The sequence below is a fragment of the Aquirufa sp. A-Brett2-W8 genome, assembly GCF_054558755.1.
The window spans coordinates 251,369-271,052 of the sequence record NZ_JBPXKS010000004.1; the positions used below are offsets into that span (position 1 = coordinate 251,369).

Annotated in this window: 22 protein-coding genes; 14 read left to right on the top strand and 8 right to left on the bottom strand. The window is 42.1% G+C overall.

Going from position 1 to position 19,684, the window contains the following annotated elements:
• The first annotated feature begins 73 nt into the window (after window positions 1-73).
• The 3 genes from ACST13_RS04680 to fabV all read left to right on the top strand — a co-directional run bounded on the left by ACST13_RS04680 (window position 74) and on the right by fabV (window position 4,556).
• Complete coding sequence (locus ACST13_RS04680; RefSeq protein WP_459522065.1) at window positions 74-625, top strand: hypothetical protein; 552 nt, start codon at window positions 74-76, stop codon at window positions 623-625.
• Window positions 626-753: 128 nt separating this feature from the next.
• Window positions 754-3,234 carry a zinc-dependent metalloprotease gene (locus ACST13_RS04685; RefSeq protein WP_459522066.1) on the top strand — a complete coding sequence of 827 codons (2,481 nt, stop codon included), beginning with the start codon at window positions 754-756 and terminating at the stop codon, window positions 3,232-3,234.
• Window positions 3,235-3,353: 119 nt separating this feature from the next.
• A complete protein-coding gene (fabV, locus tag ACST13_RS04690) occupies window positions 3,354-4,556 on the top strand; it encodes an enoyl-ACP reductase FabV (RefSeq protein ID WP_459522067.1) in 1,203 nt (400 codons plus the stop codon).
• 210 nt (window positions 4,557-4,766) lie between these two features.
• Here the strand turns inward: fabV and ACST13_RS04695 are convergent, their stop codons facing one another.
• Window positions 4,767-5,678, bottom strand: coding sequence for a LysR family transcriptional regulator (locus ACST13_RS04695; RefSeq protein ID WP_459522068.1), 912 nt, complete (start codon window positions 5,676-5,678; stop codon window positions 4,767-4,769).
• A gap of 62 nt (window positions 5,679-5,740) precedes the next feature.
• Here ACST13_RS04695 and ACST13_RS04700 point away from each other — a divergent pair, with 62 nt between their 5' ends.
• A complete protein-coding gene (locus tag ACST13_RS04700; RefSeq protein WP_459522069.1) occupies window positions 5,741-6,499 on the top strand; it encodes a DUF4386 domain-containing protein in 759 nt (252 codons plus the stop codon).
• Here the strand turns inward: ACST13_RS04700 and ACST13_RS04705 are convergent.
• Complete coding sequence (locus ACST13_RS04705) at window positions 6,437-7,210, bottom strand: glycerophosphodiester phosphodiesterase family protein (RefSeq protein ID WP_459522070.1); 774 nt, start codon at window positions 7,208-7,210, stop codon at window positions 6,437-6,439. The genes ACST13_RS04700 and ACST13_RS04705 overlap by 63 nt on opposite strands.
• 174 nt (window positions 7,211-7,384) lie before the next feature.
• Between ACST13_RS04705 and ACST13_RS04710 the strand changes: the two genes are divergently transcribed.
• The 9 genes from ACST13_RS04710 to ACST13_RS04750 all read left to right on the top strand — a co-directional run bounded on the left by ACST13_RS04710 (window position 7,385) and on the right by ACST13_RS04750 (window position 12,354).
• Window positions 7,385-7,630 (top strand): hypothetical protein, encoded by a 246-nt coding sequence (locus tag ACST13_RS04710; protein WP_459522071.1) that lies wholly within the window; start codon window positions 7,385-7,387, stop codon window positions 7,628-7,630.
• 68 nt (window positions 7,631-7,698) lie between these two features.
• A complete protein-coding gene (locus ACST13_RS04715) occupies window positions 7,699-8,601 on the top strand; it encodes a CorA family divalent cation transporter (protein ID WP_459522072.1) in 903 nt (300 codons plus the stop codon).
• A 4-nt stretch (window positions 8,602-8,605) separates the two neighbouring features.
• The gene (locus tag ACST13_RS04720) at window positions 8,606-9,082 is read left to right on the top strand and encodes a PhzF family phenazine biosynthesis protein (RefSeq protein ID WP_459522073.1); all 477 of its coding nucleotides are present in this window, start codon (window positions 8,606-8,608) and stop codon (window positions 9,080-9,082) included.
• A gap of 384 nt (window positions 9,083-9,466) precedes the next feature.
• Window positions 9,467-9,631 carry a hypothetical protein gene (locus ACST13_RS04725; protein ID WP_459522074.1) on the top strand — a complete coding sequence of 55 codons (165 nt, stop codon included), beginning with the start codon at window positions 9,467-9,469 and terminating at the stop codon, window positions 9,629-9,631.
• Window positions 9,624-10,223: a zeta toxin family protein gene (locus ACST13_RS04730; RefSeq protein WP_459522075.1), complete on the top strand. Its 600-nt coding sequence runs from the start codon at window positions 9,624-9,626 to the stop codon at window positions 10,221-10,223. The genes ACST13_RS04725 and ACST13_RS04730 overlap by 8 nt, the downstream gene beginning before the upstream one ends.
• An 82-nt stretch (window positions 10,224-10,305) precedes the next feature.
• Window positions 10,306-10,821 carry a DinB family protein gene (locus ACST13_RS04735; protein WP_459522076.1) on the top strand — a complete coding sequence of 172 codons (516 nt, stop codon included), beginning with the start codon at window positions 10,306-10,308 and terminating at the stop codon, window positions 10,819-10,821.
• 51 nt (window positions 10,822-10,872) lie between these two features.
• Window positions 10,873-11,010: a DUF2256 domain-containing protein gene (locus ACST13_RS04740; protein WP_459522077.1), complete on the top strand. Its 138-nt coding sequence runs from the start codon at window positions 10,873-10,875 to the stop codon at window positions 11,008-11,010.
• Window positions 10,985-11,278: a TIGR03643 family protein gene (locus ACST13_RS04745; protein WP_459522137.1), complete on the top strand. Its 294-nt coding sequence runs from the start codon at window positions 10,985-10,987 to the stop codon at window positions 11,276-11,278. The genes ACST13_RS04740 and ACST13_RS04745 overlap by 26 nt, the downstream gene beginning before the upstream one ends.
• Complete coding sequence (locus ACST13_RS04750; protein WP_459522078.1) at window positions 11,278-12,354, top strand: FAD-binding domain-containing protein; 1,077 nt, start codon at window positions 11,278-11,280, stop codon at window positions 12,352-12,354. The genes ACST13_RS04745 and ACST13_RS04750 overlap by 1 nt, the downstream gene beginning before the upstream one ends.
• Here ACST13_RS04750 and ACST13_RS04755 read toward each other — a convergent pair.
• Window positions 12,334-13,773: a cryptochrome/photolyase family protein gene (locus ACST13_RS04755; RefSeq protein ID WP_459522079.1), complete on the bottom strand. Its 1,440-nt coding sequence runs from the start codon at window positions 13,771-13,773 to the stop codon at window positions 12,334-12,336. The two genes, ACST13_RS04750 and ACST13_RS04755, sit on opposite strands and share 21 nt — an antisense overlap.
• Window positions 13,770-15,233: a cryptochrome/deoxyribodipyrimidine photo-lyase family protein gene (locus ACST13_RS04760; RefSeq protein ID WP_459522080.1), complete on the bottom strand. Its 1,464-nt coding sequence runs from the start codon at window positions 15,231-15,233 to the stop codon at window positions 13,770-13,772. Before ACST13_RS04760 ends, ACST13_RS04755 begins: the two co-directional genes overlap by 4 nt.
• Before the next feature lie 84 nt (window positions 15,234-15,317).
• Between ACST13_RS04760 and ACST13_RS04765 the strand changes: the two genes are divergently transcribed.
• Entirely contained in the window at window positions 15,318-15,947 is a 630-nt protein-coding gene (locus ACST13_RS04765; RefSeq protein WP_459522081.1) for a hypothetical protein, read from the top strand.
• Here the strand turns inward: ACST13_RS04765 and ACST13_RS04770 are convergent.
• The 4 genes from ACST13_RS04770 to ACST13_RS04785 form a co-directional block, all read right to left on the bottom strand.
• Window positions 15,942-16,430: a PaaI family thioesterase gene (locus tag ACST13_RS04770; protein WP_459522082.1), complete on the bottom strand. Its 489-nt coding sequence runs from the start codon at window positions 16,428-16,430 to the stop codon at window positions 15,942-15,944. The two genes, ACST13_RS04765 and ACST13_RS04770, sit on opposite strands and share 6 nt — an antisense overlap.
• A complete protein-coding gene (locus ACST13_RS04775) occupies window positions 16,427-17,062 on the bottom strand; it encodes a putative polyvalent protein kinase domain-containing protein (protein ID WP_459522083.1) in 636 nt (211 codons plus the stop codon). The genes ACST13_RS04770 and ACST13_RS04775 overlap by 4 nt, the downstream gene beginning before the upstream one ends.
• Before the next feature lie 45 nt (window positions 17,063-17,107).
• Complete coding sequence (locus ACST13_RS04780; protein ID WP_459522084.1) at window positions 17,108-17,569, bottom strand: helix-turn-helix domain-containing protein; 462 nt, start codon at window positions 17,567-17,569, stop codon at window positions 17,108-17,110.
• Between the two features lie 69 nt (window positions 17,570-17,638).
• The gene (locus ACST13_RS04785; protein WP_459522085.1) at window positions 17,639-19,645 is read right to left on the bottom strand and encodes a glycoside hydrolase family 3 protein; all 2,007 of its coding nucleotides are present in this window, start codon (window positions 19,643-19,645) and stop codon (window positions 17,639-17,641) included.
• Window positions 19,646-19,684 lie beyond the last annotated feature (39 nt).

Consider the following 19,684-nt stretch of genomic DNA (forward strand, 5'->3'; position numbering starts at 1 on the left):
ATTCTATCGACAATTGTGCGTTAGGAATGGGGCATCTATGTGGAACTTTGGCCTATCATAAAACCAACAAAAAATGAAAAAATACCTACCGATTTTAATGACAGCCATTCTTTTTACTGCCTGCAAAAAAGACGACGTACAGCCTACGGATGATAACGAATTAATTACTCGTGTAGAACTGAAATTTACGGACGTTACGGCTAAATCAACCCTGACTTTTACCTTTCAGGACAAGGATGGAGACCCGAAAACGGCCCCTGAAAAGTTTGATAAAATCGTGTTAAATAAAGGCGTTACCTATTCCGTTTCTATCGGGGTTTATGATGACACGAAGTCTCCAGTAATGGACATTACCCAGGAAATAGAGGAAGAATCAGATGTGCATTTGTTTGTATTCAAGACAACGCCTGCTTCTTTATTAACAACGACAATTTTAGACAAGGATAAAAATGGTCTGCCCATTGGTTTATCTTCTTCGGTTTTAACGCAATCCACTGCTGGAACGGGGAAATTAAATGTATTACTAAAACACCAGCCCGAATTAAATGGGGTGAAAGTGAAGACGGGTCTAGAGGCGGGAGGTAGTACCGATATAGATCTTTTATTCGATGTGGAAGTAAAATAATTTTACGGTTATTATTTGTTGAAAGCCCTCCATTGAGGGCTTTTTTATGGGATGGGAATGCTTTAGCCTACAAGGAATTCGTGGATTAAAAAATTATTTCATTAATTTGGACCAAATTGAAATAACGAATGAAAAAAGCAATTCTTCTTAGCTGCGGCCTACTAGCCGCCTCTTTTTTAAGCCACGCGCAAAATACCAAAGCGCCTGTTGCTGCTGTCTCGAAACCCGCTGATTCTTCCGCTGTGAAGAAACCCGCATCGAAGACCAAATCCTACGAACAGGTAATTACTAAAGACGCCAAATCCAAGAAAGGATTATTTACGACGCATCAAGTAGGCGATAAATTTTATTTCGAAATCCCGAAGAAACATTTGGGCAAAGACATGTTATTAGTCAGCCAAATCGCCAAACTTCCAAGTGGCATCGGCGGAGGCTATGTCAATGCGGGAACGTCCTCTCGGGAGCAATTGATTGTGTGGGAGAAATTCCAAGAAAAGATCATGATCAAAATCAAATCCTACACATCGGTAGCGGCAGATTCATTGCCGATTAGTTTATCGGTAAAGGCGAACAATTATGAGCCGACTCTGTACATGTTTGATGTTGAAACGTATAGCAAAGATTCGACTTCTTTAGTTATCGAAGTGACGAAGTTTTACAGCAGCGACATTCCGGCAATGAGTGCATTAGATGCCTCTTTGCGCGTGACACACGGAGTAAGAAATTTAGATGCGTCTCGGAGTTTCATTCGTTCTATCAAATCATTCCCGTTGAATATCGAGGTGCTGCAAGATTTCACCTATAATGCTTCGAAACCGTCCGCAACGGCCTACACCGAAACCATCAGTTTGCAGATGAATCAGTCGATGATTTTATTGCCTGAGAAGCCGATGAAGCCACGTTTATTTGATGAGCGCGTGGGGTATTTCACCCAAAGACAATACGATTATTCAAGTGAAGAATTAAAATCAGATCAAAAAACCTACATTCAGCGCTGGCGCTTAGAGCCTAAGGATATGGCGGCATATAAGCGCGGTGAATTAGTGGAACCGATCAAGCCGATCGTCTATTACTTAGACCCTGCTACGCCGATGAAGCTTCGCAAGCACATGAAAAAAGGAGTGGAAAATTGGCAAAAAGCCTTCGAGGTAGCCGGCTTTAAAAATGCCATTATTTGCAAAGATCCACCGACCGCAGCCGAGGATCCGGATTTTTCACCGGAAGATATTCGTTATTCTGTGATTCGTTATGTAGCGAGTACTACTCGAAATGCGACAGGACCAAGTGTTAGCGATCCGCGTTCTGGGGAGATTATTGAGAGCGATATCATTTGGTACCATAACCATTTACGTTCCTACCGCAACCGTTTTTTATTAGAAACAGGGGCCTCTAATCCGAACGCTCGCACGCTTGATACGCGCGAAGAAGATATTGGCGAAATGATGGAAATGGTGATTTCACATGAGGTGGGACACGCGTTGGGTTTCCCGCACAACATGGGAGCGAGTAGCTCCTATGAAGTAGAGAATTACCGCAAGGCTGATTTCACGAATAAGGAAGGAATCTCCGCGAGTATCATGGATTATGCGCGCTTTAATTACATCGCACAGCCGGGTGATCAGGGAGTTCGGTATATCCGACAAATGGGCCCTTATGATAATTATGCAGTGAATTGGGGGTATCGTGCCTTGCCAGATGCTGCTCGTCCAGAAGACGAAGTCCCTACTCTGAATAAATGGGTGGAGGCGAAGGCAGGGGATCCTAGGTTCCGTTTTGGCAATCAAGGAACGACTTTTGATCCAAGTTCTCAAACCGAAGACATTGGTAATGATCCCATTCGCGCTAGTACGTATGCGGTGAAAAATTTGAAATATGTGGCCAAAAACCTAGCCGATTGGACGAGTAAAAAGACCAACGACTACGAAGATTTGATCGAATTAAATGATGAACTATTGGGTTCTTGGTCGCGTTATGTAGGCCACGTGACTACGATGGTGGGCGGCGTATATGAGCAATATGCTAAACCAAATCAAAACATTACCTCCTATAATCCAGTACCTAAAGCGAGCCAACAATCCGCCGTTAACTGGATCATCGCCAATGCATTTACGAACGTAGATTGGTTGATAAACAGAGAGGTTGTAACGCACAATATGGCGGGTTACATCGATCGAATGAGAAGCCTACAAGTTAGCCCATTGAATCGGATGTTAAGTTTAGAGACTTTTGCCCGCTTAGATAATAGCGCTTTAACTACCCCTAATAATTACAAGACGATAGATCTATTTCAAGATGTACGCGGAGGGATTTGGAGCGAGTTAGCCTCAGGGAAAAATATCGATCAGTACCGTCGCAATTTACAGAAAGCTTACATTGAGCGCATGAAGACATTGATGACGGATCAGGCGCCAGCTCCCCCTAGTCCTTTCGGCGCGCGTGAATCCTATCCGGTGGCGCAGTCAGATGTTCGCTCGATTGTTCGTGGTGAGCTGAAGTCGCTTCAGGCGAGTTTAGCCTCTGCAAAAGCAAAGGTCACTGACAAAGAAGTTCGCTACCACTTGGATGATTGTTTAGAGCGTGTTTCTTTGATTTTGAATCCTAGGAAGTAGGGGTTTGATTTTTAGGCTTCAAAAATGACCCGCAATCAAATCTTGCGGTAGGAAAGCAGTTACTGTTAGGACAAATATAAGCGCATTGACTATATTTGCACAAACAAAATTCAAGCACTATGATTATTGAACCTAGAATGAGAGGGTTTATCTGTTTAACATCTCACCCGAAAGGTTGCGAACGAAACGTATTAAATCAAATTGACTACGTTAAATCAAAGGGAGCCATCGATGGCCCTAAAAAAGTGCTTGTGATCGGAGCCTCTACCGGCTTTGGTTTAGCGTCTCGCATTACGAGCGCATTCGGTTCGAATGCGGGGACGATTGGGGTGTTCTTTGAAAAAGCACCTGCAGAAGGCAAAACGGCCTCTCCAGGATATTATAATAGCCTTGCATTCGAAGCAGCGGCAGGCAAAGCAGGTCTTTATGCGAAGAGCATTAATGGCGATGCATTCTCTAACGAAGTGAAAGCACAAGCGATCGATTTAATTAAGGCAGATTTAGGTCAAATCGATTTAGTCATTTATAGCCTAGCTTCGCCAGTTCGTCAGCACCCTGTTTCGGGCGTGTTGCACCGTTCGGTTTTGAAACCTATCGGTGATACGTTCACGGATAAAACGGTTGATTTCCACACGGGCATTGTTTCTGACGTGACGATTACACCTTGTAGCGAGGAGGATATTGAGAATACGGTAACTGTGATGGGCGGGGAAGATTGGCAGATGTGGATGGATGCTTTGTTAAATGCGGGCGTTTTAGCGGATGGCGCGACGACTGTTGCGTATTCGTATATTGGACCTAAAGTAACCGAGCCGGTTTACCGGAAGGGAACGATCGGAATGGCGAAAGACCATTTAGAGGCGTCGGCGTTTAAGATTACGGAGGATTTGGCCAAAATAGGAGGCAAAGCCTTCGTTTCAGTCAACAAAGCCCTAGTAACTCAAGCAAGTTCAGCGATCCCAGTAATCCCCTTATATATCTCGCTGCTTTATAAAATCATGAAAGCAAACGGGACGCATGAAGGTTGCATCGAACAAATTCAACGTCTTTTCAGCGCGCGCTTATACACAAATGAAGTAGTTCCAGTAGACGAAAAAGGACGTATCCGCATCGACGATTGGGAAATGAACGCAGAGGTCCAAAAAGAAGTGGCTGAATTATGGAAAGGGGCAACGACAGAAAACCTTCCCGCTATTGGAGATTTGAATGGGTATAAATCGGATTTCATCAATCTATTTGGTTTCGGTGTTGATGGCATAGATTACGCGGCAGAATCAAATGAAATGGTCGAGATTCCGGGTTTAATTACCGTAGAAAAATAAAGAGAAAGTCATCTGCGAGGAGGCGTTTTAAGTGAAAGCAAATCATTAATTACTTTTATGTTTTACATAAAATAGTTTTAATTTTTATAACTAAAGTCGCTCTATACTTTTGTTGTAGACGACTCTAACTCAATGAATTAATTCAAATGTGTTAGTTTAGTTGATGAAAAAATATTTTATAAAAGCCAGGGAAAATTTGCCTGGCTTTTTTTATTCAAAATATTTCTTTCTGATTTGTTCCTTATTTTCAGAGGAAAAGTTTAAAAATGCGTTCGCTACCGGGGATAATTTTTTGTCTTTGTGCCAGGTTAATTTCCATTTAGTGGAAATAGGCAAACCCTCTCTTTCCATTATTCGTAGCTCCCCCGATTTTATTTCGTTTTTTAAGCCAATTATGGGCATAATGGAATAACCTAATCCCGCTATGACAGCTTGCTTAACGGCTTCGTTTGACATTAGCTCAATTTTTTTCAATGCATCCACTCCTTGTTTTTTAAAATAGGATTCCATCACTTTTCTAGTGCCAGAACCTAATTCTCTAAATATCAGCGGAAGCTCGTTTTTAAATTCCAGGTAATTAAAAGTGGGATTCAGCAAAGCGGTTTCGCTATTTCCAATTAGATATAAATTATTATTTAAAATATCAATATATTCAAAATTCGGATTATCAATTGCATCCGAAATCAGGCTAAAGTCGACCTCATTATCTAATTGGCTCTCTAGTACTTTTTCTCTGTTTGTCACGTCGATACTAATTTCTACTCCAGGATGTGAACGTAGAAAATCAGTTAAATAATACGGTAATACATATTTGCCGGTGGAAACAATGGATATCTTTAAGCGCCCCACGATTTGATCTTTATAGGCCATCGTTTTGTAATTGATGGCATAGACTTGATCTAAAATACCCTTAGCGGAATGGGCTATTTCCTTGCCAAAATCCGTAATATAAATTTTCTTGCCTATGATCTCAAGAAGGGGGATTTCGAATTGCGCTTGAAAGTTTTTGATCTGAATGGAAACAGCGGGCTGCGTTAAGTTCAGCTCTTCTGCAGCCTTAGTGATACTTGTCGTTTGCACCACTTTTAAGAAAATCTGCAGTTGATTTAAAGTATAGTTCATAATAAATCAATATGTATGTCGGCTTAAACCTAAATAAAAATTATTAATTTTTGCTAATTAGAATGTATTTTTCTTTGATAAGCGCGTCTAATTACCATTTAAATAATAATTCGATTTATCAAAAAGGAAATAACGTTATTGCGTCCATGACAGCATCACGCAAAACTTCCCTTTCTGCAGGTATTCTATATCTGCTCACTTTTATTTCGGTTCCGACTTTGTCCTTATACCACGAAATCCATCAACCTAATTTTATTCTCAGCGCTGCCTCCTCTTCCGATGTGGTCATCGGTGGGATCTTGGAATTGTTAATGGCCTTGTTTTGCATAGGCACGGCGATTGTGCTATTCCCGGTTCTGAAGAAGCAAAATGAAACGTTGGCTTTGGGTTTTGTGGCTGCTCGGGTTTTAGAAGCCGCGCTTATTTTTGCGGGGGTTGCGGGTTTATTGACCGTCTTAAGTTTGCGCTCTTTGGGTGGGCAGGCTACGGTGATGAGCCACGGACTGGTCATGTTATATGATCGCTTGTTTTTGATAAGCCAAAGTTTCATCCCCGCCGTCAATGGACTCTTATTAGGAACACTTTTATATCAATCGCGTTTAGTTCCCCGCATTTTACCCATCATCGGAATAATTGGAGCCTTTACTTTGACTGCTGGAGATGTGGCGGTTCTTTATGGCGTATTTGATCAACACGCACCTCTTGCTGGTTTGTCAGCGGTTCCGATCGCGTTATGGGAGTTCTCGCTGGGGATTTATTTAACGGTTAAGGGTTTTAAGGACCAAGGCGGGCTTATCAGTTTGGATCAAATCGAGGCCTAATTCAGCAGCCTTCTTGTAATTTGTTTCGATATCCAGTGGCCCCAGAAGGTCGGTAAAAACGCGGATATCTGCCGCATGAATCTCTTCGACCATTTCGCTAGTTAAGGAAAGGAAATTTGCGTCGAATGCATACGGATGTAAGGTCGCTATTTTAGTAGCAATTTCTTCTTTTTTTCGAAGGCTTGGCATCAACCGGGCTTGGGGGAATTCCTTTTTTAAGGAAAGCAAAAACGGGTCATTCCCATAGAAACACGATTCGTTAGCTAAGCCGTATTTTTGAAGTATTTCTGCCAAAGGCTTTGGTGCTACTTCTTTGCAATCAACATAGATAAATGTCTTTTTTGAATGCCATTTATTCCAACGCGAAATGAGTTCACAAACTTCTTCCAGGCTCGGGATTTTTTCTTTCTCAAATCCAGCATGCCCTTTTCCCGCAGACAGTTTTTTCAATTCTGAAAATACTTGATTTTTCACTGGACCTTCGCCTGTTGTTGTTCTGTTCAATGTTCCATCGTGCAGAATAATTAATTTTCCATTTGCCGATGTTCGTACATCGATTTCAATAAAATTTACCCTTAATTTGAGGGCATTTTTATACGTGGCTAACGTGTTTTCTGGCGCCCTTCCCGTATTTCCCCGGTGGGCAGAAATGCGAGGTTGAGCTAATGAAATTAGTGAAACACAAAGAAAGAAAAGGAGGTATTTTTTCATGAGACAATTTGGCCAAAAATGGGCAAAATTCTATTACGAAGGCATTAAATTTTGGGACGACAAAACACCCCAAATTAATAACACAAAACGCCTAATTCCTTAACCATTTGTTTAAATTAAGACTCAGCTATTTTTCTATTTTTGGATAGAAAAACAACTAAAACATATCAGATCATGGAATTAGCAGTAAGTCTTTCGCAACCGCAAATGGAGCTCGTTAGAGCTGTTTTTGAATCCTACACGTCTAGCTCAAAATCAATTTTTGATGTGGATTATTACATCGATCAAATTTTTGAAGAATGTATTTTTCAATCCACTGTTTTTGATTTATCAAATGACAATGAAGCCGGAGATTTAGCCGTAACTTATTTCAATTTGATATACGATTATTTAGACGCGGTCTACGAGGAAGTAGCCTAAAAAAGACTACATAAATTGCCGGTATTTCGATCTTTTTGTCTTACTTAGGATTAATTGAATCGTGATACATGTCTATACAGAAATTAATTAGCCCTAATAAACAAATGGAGTGGGTCGACTTGACAGCTCCTACCCAGGAAGAATTAGAAGAAATAAGCCAGACTTATTCGCTTAATAAGCAGGCTATTTCTGCCTGCCTCCAACCCGACCACTTACCTAAGCATGAAGATGTGGATGACACGCATTTTATTATCACACGAATGCTGATTCATCCGGCGCGGAAGCAAAACATTTCGATCCAATCCTTATCGACTAAAGTGGCTTTTTTTTATAGGCCAGGACTCTTAATAACCGTTCATCGTCTGCCACACGATTTTATTCAAGAGGTACAAACACGTTTTTTTACTACAGGGATCTTTAAACAAGTGGAGTCTTTGGTGGCGAAAATTCTTTGGCACATATTACATACCTATGAATTGCCTGCTGTGAATTTGTCTTACGAATTAGATGAGTTCGAGAGGAAGGTATTTGCCCAAAATTTGACCCACGTAATGCTGTCCGAACTCTATCAAATTAAACGAAAATCGCTTATCAGCAAAAAATTACTTTTATTCAGTCAAGAAGCGGTTAGTTCCATAAAAGTACTAGAGCAGGATGCAGCTGTGCTACAAGAGGTACGGGACTTACATTTAAAACTGTTAAAAATTTACGACCTTATCCACGAGGATGTTTCTAACCTGGTGAATTTCTACCTCTCTTTTTCGGCGCAAAAAACGAATGAAGTCATTAAAGTGTTAACCATTTTCTCGGTGTTTTTTATGCCACTCACCTTTTTGGCTGGAATTTATGGTATGAACTTTGATTATATGCCGGAGCTGCGTTCAAAGTGGGGATACCCCACGTTAATCCTGGCAATGGTGCTCATCAGTGTATTTATTTTTACCTGGTTCCGTCGCAAAAAATGGCTTTAAATTCATGAAAATTCCCATCTACCAAGTCGACGCCTTTAGCGATCAATTGTTTAAAGGTAATCCCGCTGCTGTTTGTCCACTAGTCGAATGGCTACCGGATGAGTTGATGCAAAATATCGCATTTGAGAATAATTTAGCAGAAACTGGCTTTATTGTTCCGTCTGGTGACGGATATAAAATTCGCTGGTTTACACCTACGGTGGAAGTAGATTTATGTGGTCACGCGACTTTAGCGAGCGCGCATGTGGTCTTTCACGAATTAGGTCACACGATTGAAGATGTACACTTTCTATCCCATCGCAGTGGCCCGCTTATGGTTAGTAAAAGAGGGGATCAGTTGGTATTGAATTTCCCTTGCGATGTGATGGAGGAATTAGCTGTAGATCCAGTATATGGCACTGGACTGGCTATTTCCCCTCGGGCAGTTTTAAAGGGAAAACAGACCTGCTCTTCATTTATGAATCTGAGTCCGACATTCTGAATCTTCAACCTGATTTCGAAGCCTTAAAAATTCACCAAGTGCGCGGCATTATCGTGACTGCTCCCGGCGAAAAGACAGATTTTGTGTCTCGTTTTTTTGGCCCAAATAGTGGTGGTAACGAAGACCCCCGTTACTGGTTCCGCACATACGACATTGATGCCCTATTGGTATCGTATTTTAGGGAAACAGACAATGACCGCGATGCAATTATCCCAAAGAACAGGCTTTCTCACGTGCACATTGCAAGGCGATCGGGTAGAGATAGCTGGGAAAAGTGTGTTGTATTTAAGGGGGGAGATTTGGGTATAATAGGTTAATTATAAGCATATTGGATTTTAATGTTGAAATTAAATTGTAATTTTGTCTTTCAATAATTCTTCAGTTATGAAAAACTTCTCAAATACAGAAAAACGAGTTGCTTTTTTTCAAAAGCAATTGGAGAAAGCAATGCCAGCTGTTAGACAACAAATCAAAGTCTACGAATCTCATGTCAAATTAGGTACTACAAATAAATCACCTCAAGTAGCACCTCAATTTAATCATGCATAAACCTCGCTTGCTGGTCATCGCAGGATGTAACGGCTCAGGCAAATCTTCTTTTTCTCGGTCGTTAGTTCCCTCGGACTCGATTATACCATTTGATTATGATTTCCATTTCTTGAGCCGCTATAGGGACTTATTAGAGATTGACATTAAGGAACAAATGGCACATAATTTGGCATCATCAGATTTAATTAGTGAGATTGAACATGCTTGGGAAAATGGCAAAGATTTTGCTTTTGAAACTAATTTTGATAACGAACCGATGTTTTGGCCTAATAAATTTAGAGCTAAAGGGTATGATCTTTTTTTGATATTTCTTTGTTTGGACTCGTTAGAGTTAGCGAATAAACGGGTTGCAATAAGGGTAGAAAATGGGGGACATTTTGTGTCTAAATTTGAAGTGGAGCGAAGGTATTATGCAGGATTTGAAAACTTGAATAAGTATTATGCTCAATTTGACTTTGTAGATATTTTGGAAGGTTCTGCTCATGGAAAAATGCCGGAGCACATCGTATCAGTTGAAAATGGCAAAGTTGTCTTTTCTACTTTGAAATATTCGTATCTACAAAACCTTATTCCTAAATTAAGCGCCAACTAAACTTCAACTACAAGCGCCTTTAAAAGTAATCTGGTCAAAACAGGCAATAAACGAGTTAATAACCTACATAAATTATAATAACATGAAAAAACTATTCACCTTTTTTGCCATCCTAGTTATGGCAACTAGCCTGCAGGCTCAAACTCCGAAAGCGGAGCGGATTAAGGACTGGGAACGCGCACGCGCTTTCACGAAAGAATATTTAGACGCAATGCCAGAAAGTGGTTACGCGTTAAAGCCGACGAAGGAAATGCGTTCTTTTGCAGGCCAAATGCTTCACCTAAGTGATGCGCTTTATGGAATCGTAGGTCCAGCCACTGATGTTGCACCTACCGCAAAGGATTTAGAAAAATCAAATGATGTAGCGAAAGCTAGTGTGACGGAGAAGGTTTTAGCAGCTTATGATTTCGCAATCAATGCCATCAAAAATGTACCCGATGCAAAATTAGCTGAATCAGTTAAGTTGTTTGGCCGCTTTGAATTGTCACGCGGTCAGGCGATTGAAAAAGCATTTGAGCATCAAACTCACCACCGGGGTCAAGCTACCGTTTACATTCGCTTAGCGGGAGGGACTCCTCCGCAGGAGAAGTTATTCTAGTTTAAACATTTTCAAAAGAAAAGGGTTTGTATTATAGGCAAGCCCTTTTTTATGCAAGGCGTTAAAAAACAACATTTACCTTCCAAAACCTGTCCCGTTTGCAACCGTCCCTTTACTTGGCGCAAGAAATGGGAGAAGAATTGGGATCAAATTATCTACTGTGGTGAAAAGTGCAGACGTAGCAAATAAGTTTTCCGATGAGGATATCGACCGCATCATCCAAATGGCGTGGGAAGATCGCACGCCTTTTGAGGCGATTGAATTTCAGTTTGGCCTTAAAGAAAAAGAAGTCATCGAAATTATGCGGGCGAATAGTAAATTATCTAGCTTCCAAATGTGGCGCAAACGCATGTCAGGACGTAGCACGAAACACCTAGTAAAGCGGGTTTCATCAGACGCACGTTTCAAATGCACCCTTCAGCGCGGCATTAGTATGAATAAAATCAGCAAGCGTTAGTGGAATTTCCTACCACACTCGAGGCCGTTTACGCTCGGATTGATGCGTTTGATCCGGCTCATTACGCCCGCTCCCGTAACTTTTTAAACGGGGGTGTTTCCTACCTTTCGCCGTATTTATCCCGTGGATTTATCACGGTCCCACAGGTCGTAGCCCGATTAAAAGACCGTGGTATCGGCATGGATCAGGCTGAAAAATTCATTCAAGAATTAGCCTGGCGAGAGTTTTATACCCGGACTTGGTTTCAGAAAGGGGACGCTATTTTTAGCGATATTCGTCATCCACAAGAAGCGGTTTTGTACCAGGGAATTCCCGCTGCCGTGTTAGAGGCGGAGACGGGAATCGAGTCCTTAGATGCGCATTTAAAAAGCTTTCCTGAAAAGGGTTATTTACATAATCACCTGCGCATGTACCTCGCGGCCATCACCTGCAATGTGGGGAAATACCATTGGTCTGCTCCTGCGGCTTGGTTGTATTATCATTTATTGGATGGAGATTTAGCGAGTAATGCGCTGAGTTGGCAATGGTGCGCTGGCACTTTCAGTAATAAGCTGTATTATGTGAACCAAGAAAATGTAAATAAGTACACGGGCAGCCGGCAAACAGACACGTTTTTGGATTATAGTTACGAGGAATTGCCACTGCGCTCGGTGCCGGAGGAATTAAGGGAATCGACGAATCCGAAGCTTATTTTTACGGCGCCGGTGACGAAACCGCTGGAGATTCAACAAGAGCTTCCCACCTTCATTTATACCCATTATACCCTCGATCCCACCTTCCACGAAGGCGAAGATGGGAATCGCATTTTAGTCTTAGAACCGAGTCATTTTGTGAAACATCCCATGTCCGAGCGCACGATGCAATTCATCTTCGATTTAGCCAGGAATATTCCGGGGATTCAAGTTTTTTATGGGGAAATCGCACAGCTTCCTGTAAAAGGAATTTTCCGAGACCACCCCATTAATGCCCATTTTCAGGGAATACGAGAGGCGCATCCTTCGCTAGCTCCGGGCTTACAAGGGGAATTCAATAGTTTCTTTTCTTTTTGGAATAAACTAAGCAAAAAGCTTAGTTAGAAACGTTTCAGCGTTGTTTAAGTGGTGTGACTTTTTCTCCAAAGGCATCTTATCCCAGGTACTAATCAGCATCGCCCACCTCGGATTTTTACGAAACGTCTCCCGTTGTTTATCGAGGAATCGCCAGAATAATCCATCCCAAATTTCTTGCCATTCGCCTTTCGGATAATCGCTCATTTTCAAGATATAATTCGAGCCGCAGATGTAGGGTTTAGTAGTCATTAATCCCCCATCGCTAAATTGCGACATGCCATACACATTCGGGACCATTACCCAATCGTACGCGTCAATGTACATTTCCATGAACCAGCGATGAACCGCATCCGGTTTGATTTCGCACAATAACATAAAATTTCCGAGTACCATCAGCCGCTCGATGTGGTGATTATAGCCCGTTTTCAAAAGTTTATGAATCGTCTGATCGATGGGCAATATTCCGGTCGTCCCATCATAAAAAGCAGCTGGCATTTCGTTCGTAAATCCCCAGTAATTTGTGGTGCGTTGTTGAACGCTTATTTTTCGATATAGCAATTGGACAAATTCGCGCCAACCGATGATTTGGCGAATAAAGCCCTCCATGCTATTTAGGGGTGCAGCGGAGGCTGCAACGCGTTCGATCACTTGCGCCGGATTTAATAATCCCGCATTAATCAGAGGACTTAAAATACTGTGAAATAAGGTCTTTTCTTGCGCCTTAATGGCATCCTCATAATCCCCAAAAAGGTGCACACGTTCCCGTAAAAAAAGTTCCAGAGCCGCCTGAGCTTCTGCATGTGTTACCGGATAATAAGCACCCGAAAAAGGCATATCGCTTGATCCCGGATTATCAGGAAAGTGCAAAGCTACATATTCAATGGCCTCCTGAATATAGGGGTTTGGAACTGCCTCTGGAAAGGGCGCCGGGATGAACGTATTCTTTGGAATTTTCTTGCGATTTTCCGTGTCATAGGTCCATTGACCTCCCACGGGTTTGCCGTCTTCTTCTAACAATATTCCCCGGTCTTTTCGCTGCTGAGTATAAAACGCCGTCTGATAATAGGGCTTGCGATTCCCTAGTAATTCAGTCTCCGTGTTCAAGAAGTTAGGACTAACTAATAAGCGAATGTTAGCAGCCCGGCGAAGGCGGCGTTCTAGCAGATAATCATTGGGGTCAAATAACGTAATTTCACCCGCTAAAGATGCGACTAAAGTAAATTCAGAAGCACGAGGATCCTGGGCATTAATGTACTCCACTGCTTTGCCAGCACCACGAAGGCGGTCGGCAAACTCCCGCATACTCGCCCGGTGGAACAAGATTTTTTGTTTGTGAAAAGCGTATTGATTGAAGAAAAGATCGGATTCAATCAGGTAGAAGACGTCCGCTTGTTGAGCCAAAGTCTCTTCGAAAAGCTGGTGCGGGAAAATCAGAAATGTGCTCATTTATTGACGTGTTTTTGGAGGATTCGCGCCCCTTCTTGCCGGGCCTTTTTCGTTTTTCGCATCGCCCAAACTTGGTCCGAAGCAGTTTTGCGCGTTGCACTTAAATCGACCACCGGTGCGGGATAATCCACGCCGATTTTTACCCCATACAACGTCTGTTCCATGTCACTCAGTTTCCAAGGCTCGTGGATCAAAGTAGCAGGAACTTGGCCTAATTCCGGCACCCACTTTTTAATGAAAATTCCCTCCGCATCATGCGCATAAGAATTCTTTACTGGATTATAAATACGGATAGTATTAATGCCGGTGACGCCGGCTTGCATCTGGATTTGGGGGTAGTGAATGCCTGGTTCATAGTCAAGAAATTGCCGCGCTAGAAAATGCGCTAAATCGCGCCAATCTTGCCAAAGATTAAAGACAAAAAAGGAGACAACCATCGCCCGCATTCGGAAGTTCAAATAGCCTGTTGCGACCACACAGCGCATACACGCATCAACGAGTGGAACTCCGGTTTTACCCTCTTGCCATGCTATAATTAATCGCTCATCCCGGTTTTTCTCCAGCGCTTGATAGGCCTTATTAACCGGCTCAAATTCCATGCGAGATTCATCTTCGAATTTTTGGATAAAATGACCTTGCCAATGCAGGCGGGAGATGAAATTCTGCAGCGCACGCTTGTTTTTAGCCGTTTTGTAATTCTGTATGGTAAAGGTATGGGCCATCCGCATGCTGATATTTCCGTAGGCCAAATAAGGGGAAATTCGACCGCATGCCCGTCTACTTGCCTCCGGTTTGCTGATGGAAAAACTGTAATCTGTATGCCGTGTTTCAATAAAGCTTTTTAGGTATTTCCAGCCCCAGTATTCTCCCCCTTCTTGGAAGATAGGATTCCGCGTTTTAAAAGAGATCGGTAGTTCTGGGCCTCTACACGCATCATAAAAAGTCGGGTCGAGGGGCAAAAGATTCCAGTCATTTTCTGGCACGAAAAATGGCGCGCTCTTCATCGTTGTTTCCCAACGTTGCTGCCAGGTTTTCCGAGATTTTAAACGGCGAATTACGCCGCCTGTTGCTGTTTCATTCCATGAAATGCCCGCCACTCTACAGAACTCAGCCACCTCTTTGTCCCGCTGATAACTTAGCGCATTTCCTATCTCTTCGTGAGAAAATAAGGTCTTGATATCGTACACGGAAGCCAGCGCTTGAAACACCGGAATGACCTCTGAATGGAACACATAAAGCTGACCATTTCGATCTTCTAATCGTCCTTGCATCTCCACTAAAGATTCGTGGACAAATCGCCAATGGCGCACATCGCTATCTGGATAGGCGATTAGAGAAGGCTCGAAACAATAGATAAGTAGAACTGGAATATCGGAAGCCAAAGCCAGACACAAAGGTTCGTGGTCCGTAAAGCGGAGATCACGTTTGAACCAGACAATATGGATAGGGGACTTTGGCATATACTAATAACCTGTAAGCCCACAGGATGTTTTCAGAAAGAAAAACCGTACCTTTGCACCGCTTCAAAACCCTAATGTATCTAAATGAAACAATTGCTAGCCGTTTGCCTTATTTTAGCGTCTTTTTCACTAACTGCCCAAACAGGAAGTATTGAGATGAGCACAGGAGGATTCTCCTTTATCCCTGCTTTCACCTCGAAAGAGCCTAATCTTATCATTAATGCTGGCACAAATCCTAAGAAACGCTTAACAGGGCACTTAATGTATATGATGCGTATACAGAGCATGACGCCTACAACGGTGGCTTTATTTACACGCTATCGATTTATTGATAAAAAATTTAAGGCTATCATAGGGATTCATATGCCCGCTTTTCAAATGACGGAGGATTATGAAGTGACGAGTTTCTTCGGTCGAGAATTGACGATGTCTTATCCGGTGAGCAAAAAGATGAGTGTGGGCTCGTTCATTTTAAATGGTCAGGCACGCAATAAAGATTTTAAAGTGACATTAGTGTCTGGAAATACGAATTACCACCATAAAAACTGGAATTTTTTATCACAAGGGTATTACTTGAGTGTAGGGGATTTGACAGGAGTAGCTGAGACGATTTCATATGATATTAACGAGCATTTTCAGGCCAAAGCCTTTGGCAATTATACCCTAACAGACGGACAAGTAATCGGTACAATTAGCTTGAAATATAACTTATAAGCTCTTCGCTTTAAACGTCCAGGTTAAATAGAACTCCGCTACGACTTCGCCGGCTTGATTTCGGCCGATGGAGGTCACTTGTAGTTTAGAACCTGCCGGATTATTCAATGCCTCATTCACGGTGTCTTGTAATGCCTGGCCATCCTCGCAGGTAAAAATGATGACTCCTGTTGCCTTCTTAACGAATTTAGCTTCCAGCTTTTCCACGAGCATACTTACAGCAGGTTGCCGTTTATATACCTGTCCTAAAGCCAACATCCCGCAACTCATTTCCGCCGCCATCGCCTCCACGGCGAAGTACATGGAGCGAAATGGATTCTGATTAAACCACGAAAGTTTCACGCGCACTTCACAGGATTTTTCGTCGAAATGAGCGATGGAAAGTCCGGCCCAAAAAGCGGAGGAAAGCTTTTGGAAAACAAAAAACTTAAATAGAATTGGATTCGTGATGATCCGTTTGAATGCGGGGAAGTGTGGGTTCATTTGTTGATAGAATATTTATTGTCACTTACTATGTAAAAAACGGTATCGATAAAATAAAGCATCCCGTTTTGTGTTAATACATTTTCGTCGTGAAGATCTTCTAAAATTAAACCAAGGGCTGCATTGTAATAATCATGATTTTTCGTGTTTTGGAACCCGTTATTTTCAAGAAAAATTTTAACAAGGCTTAGATCTGTTTTTTCAGTTGCTTTAACAAATGGTTGCTCCACTACTGCATGCACTATCTCTTGCTCCCTATAGAAGCCTAGCAATTGATAAGCAGTATCAGGGAAAATTAAATTATTGAGTAATAAGTTGTGCAAATAATCAATCCAAGATGCATAATAAATAGCATCATTCAACTTTAAAACGGTAGACCCATCTTTTAGATAGATCTTTTGTTCAGCACCTTGTGAAACATAATTTTCAACATTAATATTAGTTAACCACAAGCCCTCCTGGTCGGCAAACTGAATTAAACTCTTAGTTTCTTGCTGTTTGTTTTGCTTGAATTCTTGAGCCATTGAGCCTGCTCCTTTGCTTCTTTTAAGGTAACTACAGGTTGTTTGGATAAGATGGTGATGCTTAACTTGGCTCTTTCCAGAAAGGATAAGGTGGATTTCATCTTTCATGTAGTATTTGTCTAGCAAAGGTAAGGAAATTGAATTAAATAAATCTTATCTTAAATACCCTAAATTCTCTTCCTGCGCCTGCTTAGCTAAATAGTCTAAACTTGCTTTTCTAGTACTTTTAAGGGCAAGCTCGTAGGTAGTCAGATCTTGCTGAGAAATACGGCGATGGCTACCTGCTTTATGATAAGGAATTTTACCTTCTTCTAAGAGTTTCACTACATGAGGACGCGAAACTTGGAGAATATCCGCCGCCTCCTGAGTGCTTAATTCTATGCCAGTAGGAATGAGGGTAATCCCTTTTCCTTCAGACATGAAAAAGAGAATCTCCTTAAGAATGGAAACTGCTTTTTCTGGCAATTCAAGGCTATTTTTTGTCTCTTGAAAGACGAGTTTTACTCGATTTTTTTTAGTAGAACGGTAGGAATTGCGTTCATTTATTAAAATGTCAAAACTAGCTTTTGCTATTTTTTGATCTTTTAAGGTCGGCGTTTCAGTTCCAGCGTTCATATCGTTTCGTTTATTTCGAATAAAAGTACACATTTAAACGAAACAAACAAAACAGCGTATTGATAATTTTTAATAACTCAATCCATGCCCAAACGCAAACAATCCATATCCCGGCCCTTCCATATAACCCGGAACGTCTGATTTATTTGATTCAACCACAGCTTGATTCAGCGGTGTGGTAAATGGCATTTTGCCTGAGGGATTATAGGCTCCAGTCACAATATCTAACAGGGCCTCTTGCGTCGTACCAAAAGTCGCAATAATGGACGCGGCCTTTCCTTTATCAATTTCTTCTATCACCCATGGGTTCGTGTAATTGATGGCTAAGATGGTTGGTTTCGCATTAATAATCTCATTCACATGATTCACATCGATGCGATTCTTAGATAAATTCAAATCGATTTTCGCACCTTGCGAGCTAAATAAACCACCGGCAGAGGGAATTAACCACAATAAAACTACATCAGCCTCCTCCTTCGTGTTCACAAATTCTAATCCCGGATAGGTTGGTTTAGCGACCTTGATCGCCTCCGCTGGGTTGCGACCGGAATTGAAATAGGTCTCGAAATAGACTTTGGTCTTCTTAGCGATAGGCAAACGTTTTTCGTCGTTGCGTAAAAGAACGATTGATTTACGTAAGGCCAAATCCGCAGCAGCAGTCGCCTCCTTATTACCCACAATTTTCACCGCGTCTTCCACATTCACATAGGGGTTCTCGAATAGCCCTAAATCGAATTTCTCTTTCAATAATTTAGCTACCGACTGATTAATTCGTTCCTCTGAAACCATTCCTTTTTTCACCACTTCGATCAAGGTAGTTGGATCAGCTGAACCAGAGAAGATATCTACCCCTGCGTTGAGTGCTTTTTGGTAACGTTCTGGAATCGTGATGTTTTCCACCCCCCAAGGCATCATTTCAATAGGACCCGTATCGGAATTGATAATGCCTTTGAAGCCTAATTTACCTTGCAATAAATCCCCTATCATGGCTTTGTTAAACGAGAATCCCACCTCCTCGAATTCCTTGCCTTTTGGTGCAGAATAGTAGGGCATAATGGCTGAAGTTCCAGCCGCAATCGCCGCTTTAAATGGCTTTACATGGAAGTCAAACATGCCACCTGGATAATGTGCAAATTTTCCCCAGTCGAAGTGGGAATCTTGTCCATTTTCTTGCGGACCACCGCCTGGAAAGTGTTTTGTGGTCATTGCCACAGACGAAGACGATAGTTTAGTTCCCTGGAATCCTAACACAATTTGCGTAATCATATTCGAAGCTAAATCAGCATCCTCGCCAAAAGTTCCTTCTACGCGTCCCCAGCGTGGTTCTGTCGCTAAATCAGCCATATACATATAGCCTTTGCGAAGACCTACGGCGCGCCATTCGGTCGCAGCCGTTTCCGCAAATTTGCGTGTTAAAGTAAAGTCACGCATGGCCGCCAAACCTAATTCACCGGGCCATTTAGAGAAGGATGTAACACCCACACTAAGCCCTACGGATGCATCCGTCGTTACGTGGTTACGCGGATTGGAAGCAACGATAGCCGGGATTCCCAGGCGCGTTGACTCACAAAGTTCTTGTAGATTATTCGACCATTTGGCCAAAATCGCCGGCTCAGCATTCGCCCGCAAAATGAAATGGCGTAGGTGAAATTGTGTTACCCCTTTAGTCGTACCAGCGGCGCCCATATTAGGGGAAGCCAATGGTTTACGCGTAAACATATTGGTACTTTGTACCTGATCTTCTTCGTTAAAGCCTTCCGTGATTTTCGGTCGAGGTCCAGCACTACCTTGAACCCCATTATTGAAAACTTGATCTCCTCCCATGCGGGTTGTGCTGATGAGCATAAATCCCACTTTCTCCTCCAAAGTCATCTGAGCAACTAAATCCTTCGCGCGCTCCGAAGCAGACAAACGCCAGTCCTCGTATTTGTCCAGTTTATTATTCTTGTTTAAATCTTTAAAGGACAATTTCCCTACGCGCAAAGTAGGCGTTTTTATAGCGACGATAACAGGTTGTGTTTGGGCTAGTAGCGAGCTAGAAGCAAAAAGCAACGTAATAAGGATACGTGATTTCATAGGTTTTTTCTTTCTTTGCATAGCAAAGCAAATCTGTAG